This is a genomic window from Allobosea sp. R86505 (assembly GCF_042466375.1).
Taxonomy (GTDB): Bacteria; Pseudomonadota; Alphaproteobacteria; order Rhizobiales; family Beijerinckiaceae; genus Allobosea.
Window position 1 is genome coordinate 2,825,707 of sequence record NZ_JAXHPY010000001.1, and the last position, 15,884, is coordinate 2,841,590.

Consider the following 15,884-nt stretch of genomic DNA (forward strand, 5'->3'; position numbering starts at 1 on the left):
GCTACTCCGCCGCCTGAGCCTGCTCCCCGCCGGCCCAGGCCTCCATCTCGAGCTTGGCGCGGGCGGTCAGGGCGTGCTTGCGGGCGACGCTCTTGGCCGGGCCTTTCAGCTTCTTGCCGTCGGGGCCGTGGGTGGCCTGTCCCTCGATATGGGGGAACAGGCCGAAATTGATGTTCATCGGCTGGAAGGAGCGGGGGCCCTCGTCGATGGTGACGATGTGGCCGCCGGTGATGTGGTTGACCAGCGCGCCGAGCGCCGTCGTCGCCGGCGGGATCTCGATCTCCCGGCCGAGCCGCTCGGCCGCCGCGAGTCGGCCCGCCAGCAGGCCGATGGCGGCGCTCTCGACATAGCCCTCGCAGCCGGTGATCTGGCCGGCGAAGCGCAGGCGCGGATCGGCCTTCAGCCGCAGGCGGGCATCGAGCAGCTTGGGCGAGTTCAGATAGGTGTTGCGGTGGATGCCGCCGAGCCTTGCGAACTCCGCGTTCTGGAGGCCCGGGATCATCCGGAAGATCGCGGCCTGCTCGCCATATTTCAGCTTGGTCTGGAAGCCCGTCATGTTGAAGAGGGTGCCGAGCGCATTGTCCTGGCGCAGCTGTACCACCGCATAGGCCTTGACCGTCGGGTTGTGCCTGTTGGTGAGGCCCACGGGCTTCATCGGGCCCCAGCGCAGGGTCTCGCGGCCGCGCTGCGCCATCACCTCGATCGGCAGGCAGCCGTCGAAATAGGGCGTGCCCTCCCACTCCTTGAACTCGGTCGTCTCGGCGGCCAGCAGCGCGTCGATGAAGGCCTCGTACTGGTCGCGGTCGAGCGGGCAGTTGATGTAGTCGGCGCCGGTGCCGCCGGGACCCGCCTTGTCGTAGCGCGACTGGAACCAGGCCTGGTCCATGTCGACCGAGTCGAAATGCACGATCGGGGCGATGGCGTCGAAGAAGGCGAGCGCATCCTCTCCCGTCAGCGACTGGATGCCGGCGGCGAGCGCGGGCGAGGTCAGCGGGCCGGTGGCGACGATGACGCTGTCCCACGCTGCCGGGGGCAGGCCGGCGATCTCGGCGCGGTCGATCGTCACCAGCGGATGGGCCTCGAGCGCGGCGGTGACGGCTTGCGAGAAGCCGTCGCGGTCGACCGCGAGCGCGCCGCCCGCCGGGACCTGATGCGCGTCGCCCTTCTCCATGATCAGCGAGCCGAGCCGGCGCATCTCCCAGTGCAGCTGGCCGACCGCGTTGGAGAGGGCGTCGTCGGAGCGGAAGGAGTTGGAGCAGACGAGCTCGGCCAGCCCTTCCGTCTTGTGGGCCTCGGTGCCGCGGACGGGCCGCATCTCGTGCAGGATGACGGGGACGCCGGCCTGGGCGATCTGCCAGGCGGCTTCGGAGCCGGCGAGACCGCCGCCGATGATGTGAACGGGTTCCATTCCCGGGATGTGTCGCCCGCCGCCGCCGCCGTCAAGGGAAGCGTGGCCGCAAATGCAAAATGCCCGCCTTGCGGCGGGCATTCGCTCTACGACCGGTCTTCGCGAGGGAGGGTCGCTCAGTCCGGGAGAGACTACACGGCGCCCCGCCTGCGCGGAGCGAAAGCGTCTTCAGACGGCGGCGTGGGTGCGCGCGACGAAGGCGATCTCCGAGCGCGACAGGCCGAGGTCGTCGAGCTCGCGGTCGGTCAGGCGGGAGAGCTCGCGAACGGTCTCGCGATAGCGCAGATAGGAGCGGATCTTGGCGGCGATCATGGTGACGAACATAACGAGGGTCCTACTAGGTTTCCGGAGCGGGTCGGTGCCCACAGCGATGAAATCGTTGTGCAGTGCATATAAGTGAGCCAGGCCGCCCCAAACAGAGGCATGACGTCAGTTCCGTTATGCGATCTGCGCATGAACCATTCTCAAAACCTTCACTTTTGCCGGTTTGCCCGCGCCCAGCGGTTAACGAGCCGGTAAGATTCGCGGAATTTCTGCCTTATTTATGGTCATTGAGCCGGCGCCGGTCCGGTGGTCAGGCCAATTTGCCGCCGGCATGGGCAGGTTTGCCGCCTTAACGATGCTGCAGCGCACATAAGCCCTGATTCACCCTGTTCGGCGCTGATCGGCGCTTTCGACGGGAGGAATCGGGCCGGGCGACGCGAATCGGGCCGCCCGGCCCCTGATCGTCACTCGCAGGCGGTGAGATGGCGCGAGGCGGCGGTGACGCCGGCCAGCGAGAACTCGTAGCGGGTCTCGTTGCCACGGCCGGAGCGGGCCTCCAGCGCCATGACGCGGCCGGCGCGCATCGCCGCCAGCAGTTCCGGCTCGCGCTCGACCCGGCGCAGCCAGGCATGGCTGCCCTGGGTGATCATCCGGAAGGTCTCGCCGTCGATGGTGACGGTGACCTCCGAGCCGGATTCGAAGTCGTAGCCGGCCTGCAGGCTGGATTCGGTGCGCTGCGGGGTCTCGCTCTCCTTGACGAAGAAATAGACCTCGCCATGGCGCAGGGTCTCGGGCGCGGCGCTCGAGGGCGTGGCGAGGATATAGCAGCTGCGGCCCTCGCCCTCGCCGAAGGCGGCGGCGGTCCAGCTGCCAAACTGGCCGAGCGGGGTGGCGGTGGCGGCCGCGGCCGCCGGCGCGGCGAGCGCGAGGCCGCCGAGGGCGAGCGTGGCGGCGATGAGGGCGCGAGGGCCCCGGCGGGGCGTGCGGGTGGCTGGATTCGTCATCCTGTCTCCTTTCGTCCGAAGCGGGCAGGGTGGTAAAAACGGGTTAACAGGGCGTGACGATGGCGGCGGGAGCGGATTCTGCGCGGTCGGCGCGGCGTCATCTGCCGCGGCTCGTCTTGCGGGCGCTGCGGCGTTCCGCCACTGTGGTAGCGCCGCTGCCTCGGCACGGAGCGGTTCGCGCTCGTCGTCGAATCGGGGGCAGGGCCATGACGGACAGCGGCGGCGATCTCCACCGGACGCTCTCTTACAGTGCCGCCACCAGCGTCGTCCGGCTGCTGCCGACCGGGCTGCTGCTGATCCTGATGGGGCTCGTCGTCCTCGTCCTCTCCGATGCGAGCGAGAAGCCGCGCAGCTGGGGCAACACCTGGCTCTTCGTCGTCCTCGCTCTGGTGGCGGGTTCGTGCGTCGTGGCGTGGTCCCTGTGGACGCGCATACGGCCCCGAAAGCCGATCTTCACACTGTCGCCAGCCGGAATCAGCCACCGTTGGGTCCGGGAGGTGCTCATCCCCTGGCGCGAGATCCAGGCGATCGACAGCATCGACATCGTCACCAAGATGCTGTCGCCCGTCGGGCTGTTCACCAGCGGCCCGTCGCTTCTCTACAAATACAGCTTCTTCTACGGCGTCACGGTGATCGTGGTGTCGCGCCAGTTCTATGAATCCAGGCTCTTCGTCAGGTCGGCCTTCCTGCGCGGCCCCGGCTGGAAGGCCAACTTCATCCCCGATGGCGAGGTCGTCCGGGTCGCCCTGCATCACGAGGTCGTCTCGGTGCCCCGAGACGAGCTGCGCCGTGCGGTCGAAGCCCGCTGGCAGGCCTTCCGCCACCAGAAGGCTGGGGCCAGCGTGCCGGCGTCCGGCCCGCTCCGGCCGCGACCGGCCGGTGTCGCCATGGGCGAGAGCCCGAAGTCGCTGCCGGCCTGGCAGGCGATCCAGATCGCCGTGCTGTCGCTCGGCATCGCCGCCTGCCTCTCCAACCTCGCCGGCCTCTGGCAGCTCGACGGGCAGGCCGCGGCCCGCAACGCCCGCGCCAGAGCCGCCGAGGAACGCCGATACTGGCAGACGTCGCAGAAGCGGATGCAGGAGGAGGCCAGGCAGCGCGATGCCGAGGAAAGGCGGCGGCAGGAGGAGAACGAGGCAGTGCTGCGCCGGGCGTTCGGGCGGTAGCGATCCCGGCGCGGGCGAACCGGGCCGGCTGCGCCGCTCAGCCGCCGTCCTGCGCGATCTCGGCGGCGATGCGGGCCTGCGCCTGCGCCAGCGCGGCGTCTGGCTTCATCCCGGCGGCGCCGTTCTGGATCATGTAGCCGGTGAGGCGGCGGTCCTGGTCGGGCAGGGCGCCCATGAAGCCGCGCAGGCAGGCCGCATCGTTGCGCCGGCAGCTGCGGCCGCGTTGGCAGGCCTTGTCGGTGCAGTCGCGCCAGACCTCGAGGATGTCGCCCATCTTCCTGAGAAGGTCGCGGCGGATCTGCTGGGTGCGGTGGAAATTGGCGATGTGCTCGGGCGAGAAGCCGGAGGGTTTGTTGCGGGTCATGACTCGTCTCCCTGCGGGGTGGGGGGCGAGCGCCAGCCCCCGCCCGCTGTTGCAGCGTCGGTGGTCGAACGGGGCTGGCGGAGCGCCGCGGGGCGCTTGGGTAGAGGTCCGCAACCGTTGAGCCAGGTCGCGGCGCGGCGGGGTTGAGCCACCCGCCGCACGCCCCCCGGCGCTCCGCCTTCGGCGATTTTGGACTCCGGGCCGCGCTTATCGGGTCGAAAGCCATCCCTCGCCGCGAGCCCTCGGGCGCCAGTTCCCCTCATCGGGTTGTCGCGCCGTCCGGCATGGGACGAAGGCGTGATGCGATACGACCGTTCCAGCGAGCTCCTCGCACAGGGGCCGTAGTACCCCCAGGGCGGTGCCCCGAAGCCTCCCGGGAGTGGATCGTGACTCCACCCGCAGGCGCCGACCCGTCACCCAGCCACTGGCACACCTCCGGATGGCCGCCCCGTTTGGGTGATGGGCGAGGGGAGTATGGGGGCGGGCGAGGGGGCGGGGATTACTTTTATGGAGTCCTCGACGCGAACCCCTCCCCCTGGTGGGGAGGGGCAGGGGTGGGGGGCGAACGACCGGGTGAGCGGGTGGTTGAGAAGCATCCTGTGGCAGCCGCGTTGCGGATCGATGCAGCGCCGCGCGTTCCGGCTTTGCGCCCCCCACCCCTTCCCCTCCCCACAAGGGGGAGGGGTTCCCGCGCCTTTCGCCCAGCACCGGAACCTCGGGGCAGAACCCTCTCCTGTCAGGAGAGGGCGAGAACCGCGACGCCTCTTCCTTCTCCCGGATGGGAGAAGGTGGCGCGGAGCGCCGGATGAGGGCCTGCCGTTGCCGGGGAGGGCGCAACGGCTCCGTCTCGCTTCAGCGATCAGCGGCGGTCCCTCACCCCTGCCCCTCTCCCATCCGGGAGAGGGGTTCCCCGCGCTCTCCTCGGGAAGGGACGCATCACTCCCTGAAAGTAGTCATCCCGGTCGGAGCCGTCGAAGCGGCCGCTGGGCATGCAGCACGTCTTGAAATCTGCGCCCGGAGCCGCAGACGCAGAGGTCGTTGCGGCCGAGCTTTTCTTGGCACGTTCGACATCGCCATGGACGATGCGGACGCCGCGCTTCACGCGGGTTTCGGACGGGTAGGACTTCCGACGCTTGCTTGTGACCTCAAAAGGACGGCTGGTCGAAGATGTTGCGCGTGGTCCTGGTCATGGCACCCTCCTTCAGGTTGTGGGCCGCGGCGTCCTACCGCAAAGGCGGGATATGGCCAAGGCGGAAGGCGAGGGCGCCGCGGTGCCTCTTTCCGTCTCCCGGATGGGGCGCGGACAGCGCGGGGAACCCTCTCCTGTAAGGAGAGGGCAGGGTGAGGTGTCGGCCGTTCTCCGCTGAGGGCGCGGTGATCCCCGCTGCTTCGGTGAGGTCACGGCCACAGTGTCCAGGGGCCAGCACCTCACCCCTGCCCCTCTCCTTACAGGAGAGGGGTTCCCCGCGCTCTTGTCGGTGAGTAGGGAGCACCCACGCCTTTTTCCTTATACGGGATGGGAGGAGGTGGCGCGGAGCGCCGGATGAGGGTGTGCCGTCGATTAAAACTGCGCGACGGCTCGTCGTTTACTACGGCTGGCGGCAATCCTCCATTCCTGACGCTTTTCCATCTGTGACAGCCTTCCCGGCGCATGAACACGCTGAAGGCACAGGTGCGACGCTCGGAAGGTCGCCCGTGCGTTGGTAAGGCGCTCTTCAGCTAAATTTGGCTGATCATGCGCAGGGTTCGTCAATTTATTTATTTCTGCGGTGCAAGTTCTCACTAATCGCGAAATCCAATTTCGTGCGGGGACTGGATTATTTTTATGCTGAAGTTTGTTGCGCATGGCCCCAAAGTTATATCGCTCGCTATGGCTGAGGGATGGCGGCCTGGGGCACGATATACAAACCTACGGGACGTCAGGCGTGTTGATTTTGCTGTTCTTGGCTTTCTTGATATTGACTGGAAGAATTATTGTTTCGACGCACATTTGCGCGCAGCGATTCATGTTCGTCCATTTTTGACTGTAGCGCGTGATATCGAATGTATCAGTCAGGTTGATCAGGTTTTGAGAGAGGCGGTCCACTTACAGAGGTTTTCAACGCGCGTGATTGTTGTTCCAAAGGATGTTCGTCTCGAAGAAAAGCTTCACCGTGCAATTCCGGACGATTTTATTCTAGGATATAGCGTTCCTACGCGCTACGGAGGGACGTGTATTTCATCAGAGGCATTTCAGAGGCCAGTTCATTTGTTGGGTGGGCGCCCGGACATCCAGAGAGTACTTGCTAATCGTATGCCTGTTTTCTCGATTTATTGTAATCGATTTACTTTCGATGCGTAATTTGGTGATTACTTCGACGGGGTGCGTTTCAAGCCTCATCCGGCTGGAGGCTATGAGAACTGCCTCCGAGATTCACTCGCCAACATAAACGCGCTATGGAACGGTTATACTCCTGACTGAGCGCGCGGGGCGGGATATGGATGATCGCAAGACATTTTTGATGGAAATGTATCGACAGATGTTTTCTGACATAAATCGTCAGATGACGGTTGTATGGCAGGCGGTCTCTGTAGTTGTTGGCGCTTTTGCGCTTTTGGCCTTGGTCGAGAAGGCAATAATTCCGCTTGATATTGCTATATCTTTGATTGTTATACTTTCGGCGTGGATGTATGCCCACATGATTGACGGAAGTTATTGGTACAATCGTAATCTAGTGACAATAGCCAACATTGAACGCCAGTTTCTGAATCAATCCGATTTAAGAGATATCCAACATTATTTTGGCGCTCACCGTTCCGACAAAGCGAAAATGATTACATATTTTCGTATCCAGGCATGGCTGGCTGTTGCGATATCATTTTTGGTGCTTTTATTTCATTTTTTTGTCCAAATACTGCCGGGCGTTCGGCAGCCATGGTCGAACCTTGAGCCTCAGCGCTTGCTTCCATACTTCGCAATTTTAGCTAGCATTTTTGTGTGTTGGCGGCTCGCTGAGAGCCGTCGCAAGTCATATTCGGTGTTCGTCAATAATTCGCCAGGCGCGCCGGTTGACGTGAGCGGGATCGACTTCGGCCCGGGCCATCCTGTCGATAAACCTTGATGCCGGGTGGAATTCAATAACTAACCTACTCCGCCGCCTCCCGCACCGCCTTGCCCTTCGCAATCGGCCGCCGCTCCAGCACCTCCTTGAGGAAGCGGGCGGTGTGGCCCTTGCCGGCCTTGACGATGGCTTCGGGCGTGCCCTCGGCCACCACGACGCCGCCGCCGTCGCCGCCTTCGGGCCCCATGTCGATCACCCAGTCGGCCGTCTTCACCACTTCGAGGTTGTGCTCGATGACGACGACGGAATTGCCCTGCTCGACCAGCTCGTGCAGCACCTCCATCAGCTTGGCGACGTCGTGGAAATGCAGGCCGGTGGTCGGCTCGTCCAGGATGTAGAGGGTGCGGCCGGTGGCGCGCTTGGAGAGCTCCTTGGAGAGCTTGACGCGCTGGGCCTCGCCGCCCGAGAGCGTCGTCGCCTGCTGGCCGACCTTGACATAGTCGAGCCCGACGCGGGCGAGCGTCTCCATCTTGTCGCGGATCGAGGGCACGGCCTTGAACAGATCCTTGGCCTCCTCGACCGACATGTCGAGCACGTCGGCGATGGAGTGGTCGCGGTATTTCACCTCGAGCGTCTCGCGGTCGTAGCGCTTGCCCTTGCAGACGTCGCAGGTGACGTAGACATCCGGCAGGAAGTGCATCTCGATCTTGATGACGCCGTCGCCCTGGCAGGCCTCGCAGCGACCGCCCTTGACGTTGAACGAGAAGCGGCCCGGCTGATAGCCACGCGCCTTGGCCTCGGGCAGGCCGGAGAACCAGTCCCGGATCGGCGTGAAGGCGCCGGTATAGGTCGCGGGGTTGGAGCGCGGGGTGCGTCCGATCGGCGACTGGTCGATGTCGATGACCTTGTCGAGATGCTCGATGCCCTCGATGCGGTCATGCGGGGCGGGGTGGTCGATCGCGCCGTTGAGCTTGCGCGCCACCGCCTTGTAGAGCGTGTCGATGACCAGCGTCGACTTGCCGCCGCCGGAGACGCCGGTGATGCAGGTGAACAGCCCGAGCGGGATCTCGACCGAGACATCCTTGAGGTTGTTGCCGCGGGCGCCGACGATTTTGAGGCTGCGGCCCTTCTGCGCCTTGCGGCGGCGCACGGGCACCGCGACCGACATCTCGCCGGTGAGGTATTTGCCGGTGAGCGAATCCGGATTGTCGAGGATCTGCTGCGGCGTGCCCTGGGCGACGATGCGGCCGCCATGGATGCCGGCGCCGGGGCCGACATCGACGACGTAATCGGCGGTGAGGATCGCGTCCTCGTCATGCTCGACGACGATGACGGTGTTGCCGAGGTCTCTCAATCTCCGCAAGGTGCCGAGCAGCCGCTCATTGTCGCGCTGGTGCAGGCCGATCGAGGGCTCGTCCAGCACATAGAGCACGCCGGTGAGGCCGGAGCCGATCTGGCTGGCGAGGCGGATTCGCTGGCTCTCGCCGCCCGAGAGCGTGCCCGAGGCGCGGGCCAGCGTCAGGTATTCCAGCCCGACATCGAGCAGGAAGGTCAGCCGGTCGCGGATCTCCTTGAGGATGCGCGGGGCGATCTCGTTCTGCTTCTGGCTCAGGCGCGAGGGCAGGCGGGAGACCCAGTCGAGCGCGTCCTTGACCGAGAGCCGCGAGATCTCGCCGATATGATGCATGTCGAGCTTGACCGCGAGCGCCTCCGGCTTGAGGCGGAAGCCCTGGCAGGCCTTGCACGGCGTCTCGGACATGAAGCGGCCGATCTCCTCGCGGGCCCAGTCCGATTCCGTCTCCTTCCAGCGCCGTTCCATATTGGTGATGACGCCCTCGAAGGGCTTCCTCACCTCATAGGCGCGCAGGCCGTCGTTGTAGGCCATGCGCACGGGCGCTGCGCCGGTGCCGTAGAGGATCGAGATTTTCGCGCTGTCGGGGAGTTCGGCCCAGGGCTTGGTCATCGAGAAGCCGAGATGCCGGGCGAGCGCCTCCAGCGTCTGGCCGTAATAGGGCGAGGTCGACTTGGCCCAGGGGGCGATCGCGCCCTTCTTCAGGCTGAGCGCGGGATCGGGGACGATCATGTCCGGGTCGATGCGCATCTCGTGGCCGAGCCCGTCGCAGGCCGGGCAGGCGCCGAAGGGGTTGTTGAAGGAGAACAGGCGCGGCTCGATCTCAGGAATCGTGAAGCCGGAGACCGGGCAGGCGAATTTCGAGGAGAAGACGATGCGGCGCGGCGCGCCGTCCTCCTCCTTCTCGTCGGCATATTCGAAGACGGCGATGCCGTCGGTCAGCTCCAGCGCCTGCTCCAGCGAGTCGGCGAGGCGGGCGCCGAGATCGGGCCGGATCACAAGGCGATCGACGACGACGTCGATGTCATGCTTGAACTTCTTGTCGAGCGCGGGCGCATCGGGAATCTCGACGAACTCGCTATTGATCTTGACGCGCTGGAAGCCGCGCTTCAGCCACTCCGCCATCTCCTTGCGGAACTCGCCCTTGCGGCCGCGCACCACCGGGGCGAGCAGGTAGCCGCGGGTCTTCTCCGGCAGCTCGGTGAGCCGGTCGACCATCTGCTGCACGGTCTGGCTCTCGATCGGCAGGCCGGTGGCGGGCGAATAGGGGATGCCGGCGCGCGCCCAGAGCAGGCGCATATAATCGTGGATCTCGGTGACGGTGCCGACGGTGGAGCGCGGGTTCTTTGAGGTCGTCTTCTGCTCGATCGAGATCGCCGGCGAGAGCCCGTCGATCTGGTCGACATCGGGCTTGCTCATCATTTCCAGGAACTGGCGGGCATAAGCCGAGAGGCTCTCGACATAGCGGCGCTGGCCCTCGGCATAGATCGTATCGAAAGCGAGCGAGGATTTGCCGGAGCCCGACAGGCCGGTGAAGACGACGAGCTTGTCACGGGGAATCGCGAGGTCGACGTTCTTGAGATTGTGCTCGCGGGCGCCGCGCACGGTGATCATGCGCGAGTCGGTCCGGCGGGCCTCGTCGAACAGCGCTTCCAGCGACGCGGCCTGGTCGGCGAGCGAGGTCTTGTTGCCGGACGAGGTCTGACCCGACGAAGTTTTGGCACCGGAGGAGGGTTTGCGAGCCATGGGGGCGTCCAGAGAGGGATGAGGCGTAGAGATAGGGCAAAAGCCGCGTCCTGCCAGACCGGCCGGCAGGCGGCGGCAATGTCTATCACGCAGGGCGGCCGCGGCGCGCGGTCGCGGAGGGCGCTGCTGACAGGGGATGGCAGGATCCGGCGGGGCCGGCCGCTCCGCTGCGCCTGCAACCATGTGCCGCCGGACTCGTTCTCCGGAGAGCCGCCGCCGGCGGCCGACACTCGTTCTCCGGAGAGCCGCCGCCGGCGGCCGACCAGGAGGATTCCGATGAGCTATGGACGCTTCGCCGCGATGATCGCGACCTCGACGGTCGTGATGTTCGGCCTGATGTACCTCAACACCTATGCTCTCGACCACGTCTTCTTCAGCCAGACGCGGGCCTGGATGGCCCTGCTGATGGGGGCCGTCATGGCCGCGATCATGCTCGGCTTCATGTGGTCGATGTACGGCAACCGCCGGCTTAACCTCGCCATCCTGGTCGCCAGCGCCACCGTCTTCGCCGGCAGCCTGTGGCTGGTGCGCAGCCAGAGCACGGTCGGCGACCTCTCCTATCTGCGGGCGATGATCCCGCATCACTCGATCGCGGTGCTGACGAGCGAGCGGGCGCATCTGCGCGACCCCCGCACGCGCCTTCTGGCCGACCGGATCATCGAGGCGCAGCTGCGCGAAATCGCCGAGATGAAGCGCCTGATCGCCGATCTCGAACGTAATCCGCCTCCGCGCGACGCGCCGGATCTGCCGTCCTACCGGGCGCGCGGGGTTCCGCCGCCGCCACCGGCGCGGTAGCCGCGGCGCCGATCAGGCCGTCGCCGCGCCGAGATAGGCCACCGCCGCATCGACGCCGCCCGAGCCATGCGGCACGCCCTTGGCCTGCAGCGCCATCTCGACCACGGCCAGCGTGCCGAGCACGGTCGGCGCGTTGACATGACCCATATGGGCGATGCGGAAGGCCTTGCCGCTGAGCTCGCCGATGCCGAGGCCGAGCGAGACGCCGCCGACATCCCGGGCGAAGTCGGTGAGGGTGGCGGTCTCAATGCCCTGCACCAATACCGGCGTCACCGAGGGCGCGCGCTGGAGCGGGTCGGTGATGTTGAAGGTCACGGCCTGGCCTTCGGCCCAGCGTGCCACGGCGGCGTGGGTCGCCCCGGCGAGCAGGCGGTGGCGCTCCCAGACGGCCTCCAGCCCCTCCTCGAAGATCATGTCGAGCGCCGCGCGCAGGCCGAAGAGCAGATGCTCCGGCGCCGTGCCGCAATGCTTCATATAGGCGAGCGTGTTCATCCGGGACGACCAGTCCCAGTAGAGCGTCTTCATCGTCGCGGTCTTGTGGGCCGCGATGGCCTTCTCGTTGGCGGCGACGAAGGCCAGCCCCGGTGAGGTCATCAGCCCCTTCTGCGAGGCCGACATGGCGACATCGACGCCCCAGGCGTCCATCTCGAAGGGCATGCAGCCGACGGAGGCGACGCCATCGACCATGAACAGGGCCGGGTGTCCGGCGGCATCGATGGCGCGGCGCACGGCCGGGACGTCGTTGACGACGCCCGAGGCGGTGTCGATCTGCACCATCAGCACGGCCTTGATGGCGTGGTCCTGATCGGCGCGCAGCCGCGCCTCGACGGCGGCGGGGTCGATCGCGGCGCGCCAGCTCCCCGGCAGTACCTCGACATCGGCGCCCATGAAGGCTGCCATCTCGCCCCAGCCGATGGCGAAGCGCCCGCTCGCCAGCACCAGCACCTTGTCGCCGCGCGACAGCACATTGGTCAGCGCCGCCTCCCAGCCGCCATGGCCGTTGGCGGCGTAGACGAAGGTTTCGCCGCTGGTGCGGAAGACGCGCTTGAGGTCGGCCAGGACGGATTCCGTCAGATTGACGATCGTCTTCGAGGCGAGTTCCTCGGCCGGGCGCATCATCGCCTGCAGCACGCGGTCGGGAATATTGGTCGGCCCCGGCATCGCGAGGATGTGCCGGCCGTTGGCGACGCTCATCTGACGGGAATCCTGTGTGAAGGCGGGTGCCTGATGGGGGACTCTGTCGCCATAGCGACAGTGCCGGGCCACAAGCAAGAGCCGTGCACGCCGCAGGGTCATGCCGTTGTCGCCGATGGGCACGCATGGCGCCCCCGACAATATTTCGCTGGCTTGGGAGCCCGCGCCGGTTCAATGGCTTCAAGCTCTGGCCTGGATCGAACCGGATACGCCTCGGACATGACCGCCACGACGCCGCCCGCCCGCATCGCCCAGGCCGCCGCCATGCCGGTGCTGATCGCGCTGAGCGCGACGCATCTGCTCAACGACATGATGCAGTCGCTCATCCCGGCGATCTATCCGATCATCAAGGTGGCCTATGGGCTGGATTTCGGGCAGATCGGCCTGATCACCCTGACCTTCCAGATCACGGCGTCGCTGTTCCAGCCGCTGGTCGGCGCCTATACCGACAAGAACCCGATGCCCTATTCGATGGTCGTCGGCATGGGCTTCACGCTGTTCGGGCTGGTCGGGCTCGCCTATGCCGGCAGCTACCCGCTGCTGCTCCTGTCGGCGGGTTGCGTCGGGCTCGGCTCCTCGATCTTCCACCCGGAGGCGACGCGCATGGCGCGCAACGCCTCGGGCGGCCGGCACGGGCTGGCGCAGGGCATTTTCCAGGTCGGCGGCCAGACGGGCGGGGCGCTGGGGCCGCTGCTGGCCGCCTTCATCATCGTGCCGCGCGGCCAGGCGAGCCTGGCCTGGTTCTCGGCCGCGGCGCTGCTGGCCATGCTGCTGATGACCTGGACGGCGGGGCGCTATGCGCAGCTGCAGCGCCAGAGAGCGGCGGCGGCTTCCACGGCCAGGCCCCCTGCCGGACCGGCCGCGCCCGTGCGGTCCGCTGCGGCGGTCGCCTTCGCGGTGACGATCCTGGTGATCCTGCTGTTCTCGAAGAACGCCTATTCGCAGAGCTTCAGCTCGTTCTACACCTTCTACCTGATCGGCAAATTCGGGGTCAGCGTGCAGACCTCGCAGATCATGCTGTTCCTGTTCCTGGCCTCCTCGGCGGCGGGCGCGATCTTCGGCGGCATCCTGGGCGACCGGATCGGCCGCAACAAGATCATCTGGTTCTCGATCCTGGGGGCGTTGCCGTTCACGCTGATGCTGCCCTTCGCCGATCTGTTCTGGACCGGCGTGCTGACGATCGTGATCAACCTGATCATGTCCAGCGCCTTCGCCGCGATCCTGATCTACGCGATGGAGCTGATGCCGGGCCGCATCGGCCTCGTCGGCGGGCTGTTCTACGGCCTGTCCTTCGGGCTCGGCGGCATCGCCGCGGCGATGCTGGGCGAACTGGCGGACCGCATCGGCATCGACACGGTCTATCATCTCTGTGCCTTCCTGCCGGCGATCGGGCTGCTCGCCTGGTTCCTGCCGCGGCTCGCGTCAGACGGGCCGTCCGCACCCGGTCACTGACGCGGCCGGATTGATCTGCCCCAATGCGCGCGGCGGTGCCGGCGCTAGGCTGGCCCCCAAAAGCCAAGCCCCGGCCCGCGTGCCGGAGGCAGGAGCGGGGGAGAGGCAGGCCATGGACGAAATCCAGAGCGAGACGGCTGCGGTGGAGCCGCGGCGGCCTGACCCGGTGGTCCGGCGCATCGCGATCCATGACGTGGTCGAGGCTTTTGTCGCGGGCCTCAGGGATTTCCAGGCCGCGCCGCTGTTCGGGCTGTTCTTCGGCGGGATCTATGCGCTGGGCGGGCTTTCGATCCTGCTGTCGCTGACGCGCCTCGGCATGCCCTATCTGGCCTATCCGATCGCGGCAGGCTTCGTGCTGATCGGCCCCTTCGTGGCGGTCGGGCTCTATGAGGTGTCGCGCCGGCGCGAGGCAGGCGAGACGCTGGCCTGGGGGCAGGTCCTCGGCGTCGTCTTCGCCCAGGGCCAGCGCGAACTCGGCTGGATGGCCTTCGTCACGCTGTTCGTGATGATGATGTGGCTCTACCAGGTGCGGCTGCTGCTGGCGCTGTTCCTCGGCTTCCAGTCCTTCGCCAGCTTCGCCGGCTTCCTGACCGTGATCACCACCACGCCGGAGGGGCTGATGTTCCTGGCCGTGGGCAACCTCGTCGGCGCCGTGCTGGCGGCGACCCTGTTCTCGCTGACCGTGATCTCCTTTCCGCTGCTGCTCGACCGCGAGGTCGATTTCATCACGGCCATGATCACCAGCGTGCGGGCCGTGGCGACCAATCCGCTGCCGATGCTGGGCTTCGCGGCGGCCATCGCGGCTCTGTCCTTCGTGGCGATGCTGCCGCTCTTCCTCGGCCTCGTCGTGCTCCTGCCGGTGCTCGGCCATGCGACCTGGCATCTCTACCGGCGTGTGGTCGAGCCGGTGGCCTGAGCCGGGATGCGGACGCAGGGGCGCCTGCTGCCATGACGCGTCGCACGCTTCCTGTCAGTCTCCTCGCCGAGGAGGACCGACCATGGACGAACTGCGACCCTACCGGGCGATGGCCTTCAACAATCTCTGGGCCAATCACCGGCTGCTGCGCAGTTGCATGGCGCTGTCCCAAGGCGAATGGGTGGCGTCGCGCACCGGGTTCTTCCCGAGCCTGCGGGCGACGCTGAACCACATCCTGATCATCGACCAATTCTATGTCGACGCGATGGAGGGTGGCACGCTCGGCCCCGCCGCCTGGGCTGACCGCGAGCCCTGCGCGACCGTGCCCGAGCTCGCGGCGGCGCAGGAGGTGATGGACCGGCGGCTGATCGCCGTGGTCGAGGCGGCGGCCGATGAATGCGGGCTGGAACGGATCGTCAGCGTGCATCGCGGCGCCCGCGTCCAGCACGAGCGGCTCGACCGGCTGCTGCTGCACCTGTTCCAGCACCAGATCCACCATCGCGGCCAGGCCCATGCCATGCTCAGCGGCACGTCGGTGGCGCCGCCGCAGCTCGACGAGTTCTATTCGGTGGGCGAGGCGGAGCTGCGGGCCGACGAGTTCGCGGCGCTGGGGCTGAGCGAGGCGAGGGTGTGGGGGCAGGGCGGCTAGAGGCCGTCCAGACCAGGCTGTTCCTGCACGGAACCACCGCGACATTCCGGCCTGTGGCGCTGTGCGGCTTGTCCGGGATGACCCGCGGGCTACGTCGGCCCTTACTTACGCGCCGCCATCTGCTATAGCGCGGCGAACCCTGATCCGGCGCGCTGCGCCCACCATGCTGGAGTCCGCCATGTCGGTCGATCTCGCCACCGTCAAACGCGTCGCGCATCTGGCGCGCATCGCCGTTCCGGAGGCCGATCTGCCGAAGCTGCAAGGCGAGCTCAACGCCATCCTCGGCTTCGTCGAGCAGCTCAACGAGGTCGATGTCGAGGGTGTCGAGCCGCTGACCTCGGTCACGCCGATGGCGATGAAGCAGCGGCAGGACGTCGTGACCGACGGCGAGATCGCGGCCAGGATCGTCGCCAACGCCCCGGCCGCCGACGACGACTACTTCATGGTGCCCAAGGTCATCGAGTGACGCCCGTCATTGCGAGCGTCAGCGAAGCAATCCAGAGGACGTCGAGCGCTGCCGCTCCTGGATGGCTTCGT

14 protein-coding genes and 1 pseudogene are annotated in these 15,884 nt (G+C 66.6%); 8 read left to right on the forward strand and 7 right to left on the reverse strand.

Annotation, left to right across the window (positions count from 1 at the left end):
• Position 1: 1 nt before the first annotated feature.
• The 3 genes from trmFO to SJY11_RS13725 form a co-directional block, all read right to left on the reverse strand.
• Entirely contained in the window at positions 2–1,408 is a 1,407-nt protein-coding gene (trmFO, locus tag SJY11_RS13715; protein WP_376987149.1) for a methylenetetrahydrofolate--tRNA-(uracil(54)-C(5))-methyltransferase (FADH(2)-oxidizing) TrmFO, read from the reverse strand.
• Between the two features lie 168 nt (positions 1,409–1,576).
• A complete protein-coding gene (locus SJY11_RS13720; RefSeq protein WP_082358930.1) occupies positions 1,577–1,732 on the reverse strand; it encodes a DUF1127 domain-containing protein in 156 nt (51 codons plus the stop codon).
• 404 nt (positions 1,733–2,136) lie between these two features.
• Positions 2,137–2,676 (reverse strand): invasion associated locus B family protein, encoded by a 540-nt coding sequence (locus tag SJY11_RS13725; RefSeq protein WP_376987150.1) that lies wholly within the window; start codon positions 2,674–2,676, stop codon positions 2,137–2,139.
• A 206-nt stretch (positions 2,677–2,882) separates the two neighbouring features.
• Between SJY11_RS13725 and SJY11_RS13730 the strand changes: the two genes are divergently transcribed.
• On the forward strand, positions 2,883–3,839 hold the full coding sequence (locus SJY11_RS13730; RefSeq protein WP_376987151.1) for a hypothetical protein: 957 nt from the start codon (positions 2,883–2,885) through the stop codon (positions 3,837–3,839).
• Between the two features lie 37 nt (positions 3,840–3,876).
• Here the strand turns inward: SJY11_RS13730 and SJY11_RS13735 are convergent, their stop codons facing one another.
• Both SJY11_RS13735 and SJY11_RS13740 read right to left on the reverse strand, forming a co-directional pair.
• Positions 3,877–4,203, reverse strand: coding sequence for a hypothetical protein (locus SJY11_RS13735; protein WP_376987152.1), 327 nt, complete (start codon positions 4,201–4,203; stop codon positions 3,877–3,879).
• Between the two features lie 953 nt (positions 4,204–5,156).
• Positions 5,157–5,228, reverse strand: a pseudogene (locus SJY11_RS13740) (hypothetical protein); the annotation flags it as partial.
• 800 nt (positions 5,229–6,028) lie between these two features.
• Here SJY11_RS13740 and SJY11_RS13745 point away from each other — a divergent pair.
• On the forward strand, positions 6,029–6,544 hold the full coding sequence (locus SJY11_RS13745; protein WP_376987153.1) for a DUF6610 family protein: 516 nt from the start codon (positions 6,029–6,031) through the stop codon (positions 6,542–6,544).
• 136 nt (positions 6,545–6,680) lie between these two features.
• Positions 6,681–7,304 carry a hypothetical protein gene (locus SJY11_RS13750; RefSeq protein WP_376987154.1) on the forward strand — a complete coding sequence of 208 codons (624 nt, stop codon included), beginning with the start codon at positions 6,681–6,683 and terminating at the stop codon, positions 7,302–7,304.
• 25 nt (positions 7,305–7,329) lie between these two features.
• Here the strand turns inward: SJY11_RS13750 and uvrA are convergent, their stop codons facing one another.
• Entirely contained in the window at positions 7,330–10,341 is a 3,012-nt protein-coding gene (uvrA, locus tag SJY11_RS13755; protein WP_376987155.1) for an excinuclease ABC subunit UvrA, read from the reverse strand.
• Between the two features lie 276 nt (positions 10,342–10,617).
• Between uvrA and SJY11_RS13760 the strand changes: the two genes are divergently transcribed.
• Positions 10,618–11,136, forward strand: a complete 519-nt coding sequence (locus SJY11_RS13760; protein ID WP_376987156.1) for a DUF305 domain-containing protein — start codon at positions 10,618–10,620, stop codon at positions 11,134–11,136.
• Between the two features lie 12 nt (positions 11,137–11,148).
• On the opposite strand, the gene SJY11_RS13765 is transcribed toward SJY11_RS13760, so the two are convergent.
• Positions 11,149–12,330, reverse strand: coding sequence for a pyridoxal-phosphate-dependent aminotransferase family protein (locus SJY11_RS13765; protein WP_376987157.1), 1,182 nt, complete (start codon positions 12,328–12,330; stop codon positions 11,149–11,151).
• 219 nt (positions 12,331–12,549) lie between these two features.
• Here SJY11_RS13765 and SJY11_RS13770 point away from each other — a divergent pair, with 219 nt between their 5' ends.
• The 4 genes from SJY11_RS13770 (at position 12,550) to gatC (ending at position 15,813) form a co-directional block, all read left to right on the forward strand.
• The gene (locus tag SJY11_RS13770) at positions 12,550–13,782 is read left to right on the forward strand and encodes an MFS transporter (RefSeq protein ID WP_376987158.1); all 1,233 of its coding nucleotides are present in this window, start codon (positions 12,550–12,552) and stop codon (positions 13,780–13,782) included.
• Positions 13,783–13,894: 112 nt separating this feature from the next.
• Positions 13,895–14,698, forward strand: coding sequence for a DUF2189 domain-containing protein (locus tag SJY11_RS13775; protein WP_376987159.1), 804 nt, complete (start codon positions 13,895–13,897; stop codon positions 14,696–14,698).
• 82 nt (positions 14,699–14,780) lie between these two features.
• Entirely contained in the window at positions 14,781–15,347 is a 567-nt protein-coding gene (locus SJY11_RS13780; RefSeq protein ID WP_376987160.1) for a DinB family protein, read from the forward strand.
• 178 nt (positions 15,348–15,525) lie between these two features.
• A complete protein-coding gene (gene gatC / locus SJY11_RS13785; protein WP_376987161.1) occupies positions 15,526–15,813 on the forward strand; it encodes an Asp-tRNA(Asn)/Glu-tRNA(Gln) amidotransferase subunit GatC in 288 nt (95 codons plus the stop codon).
• Positions 15,814–15,884 lie beyond the last annotated feature (71 nt).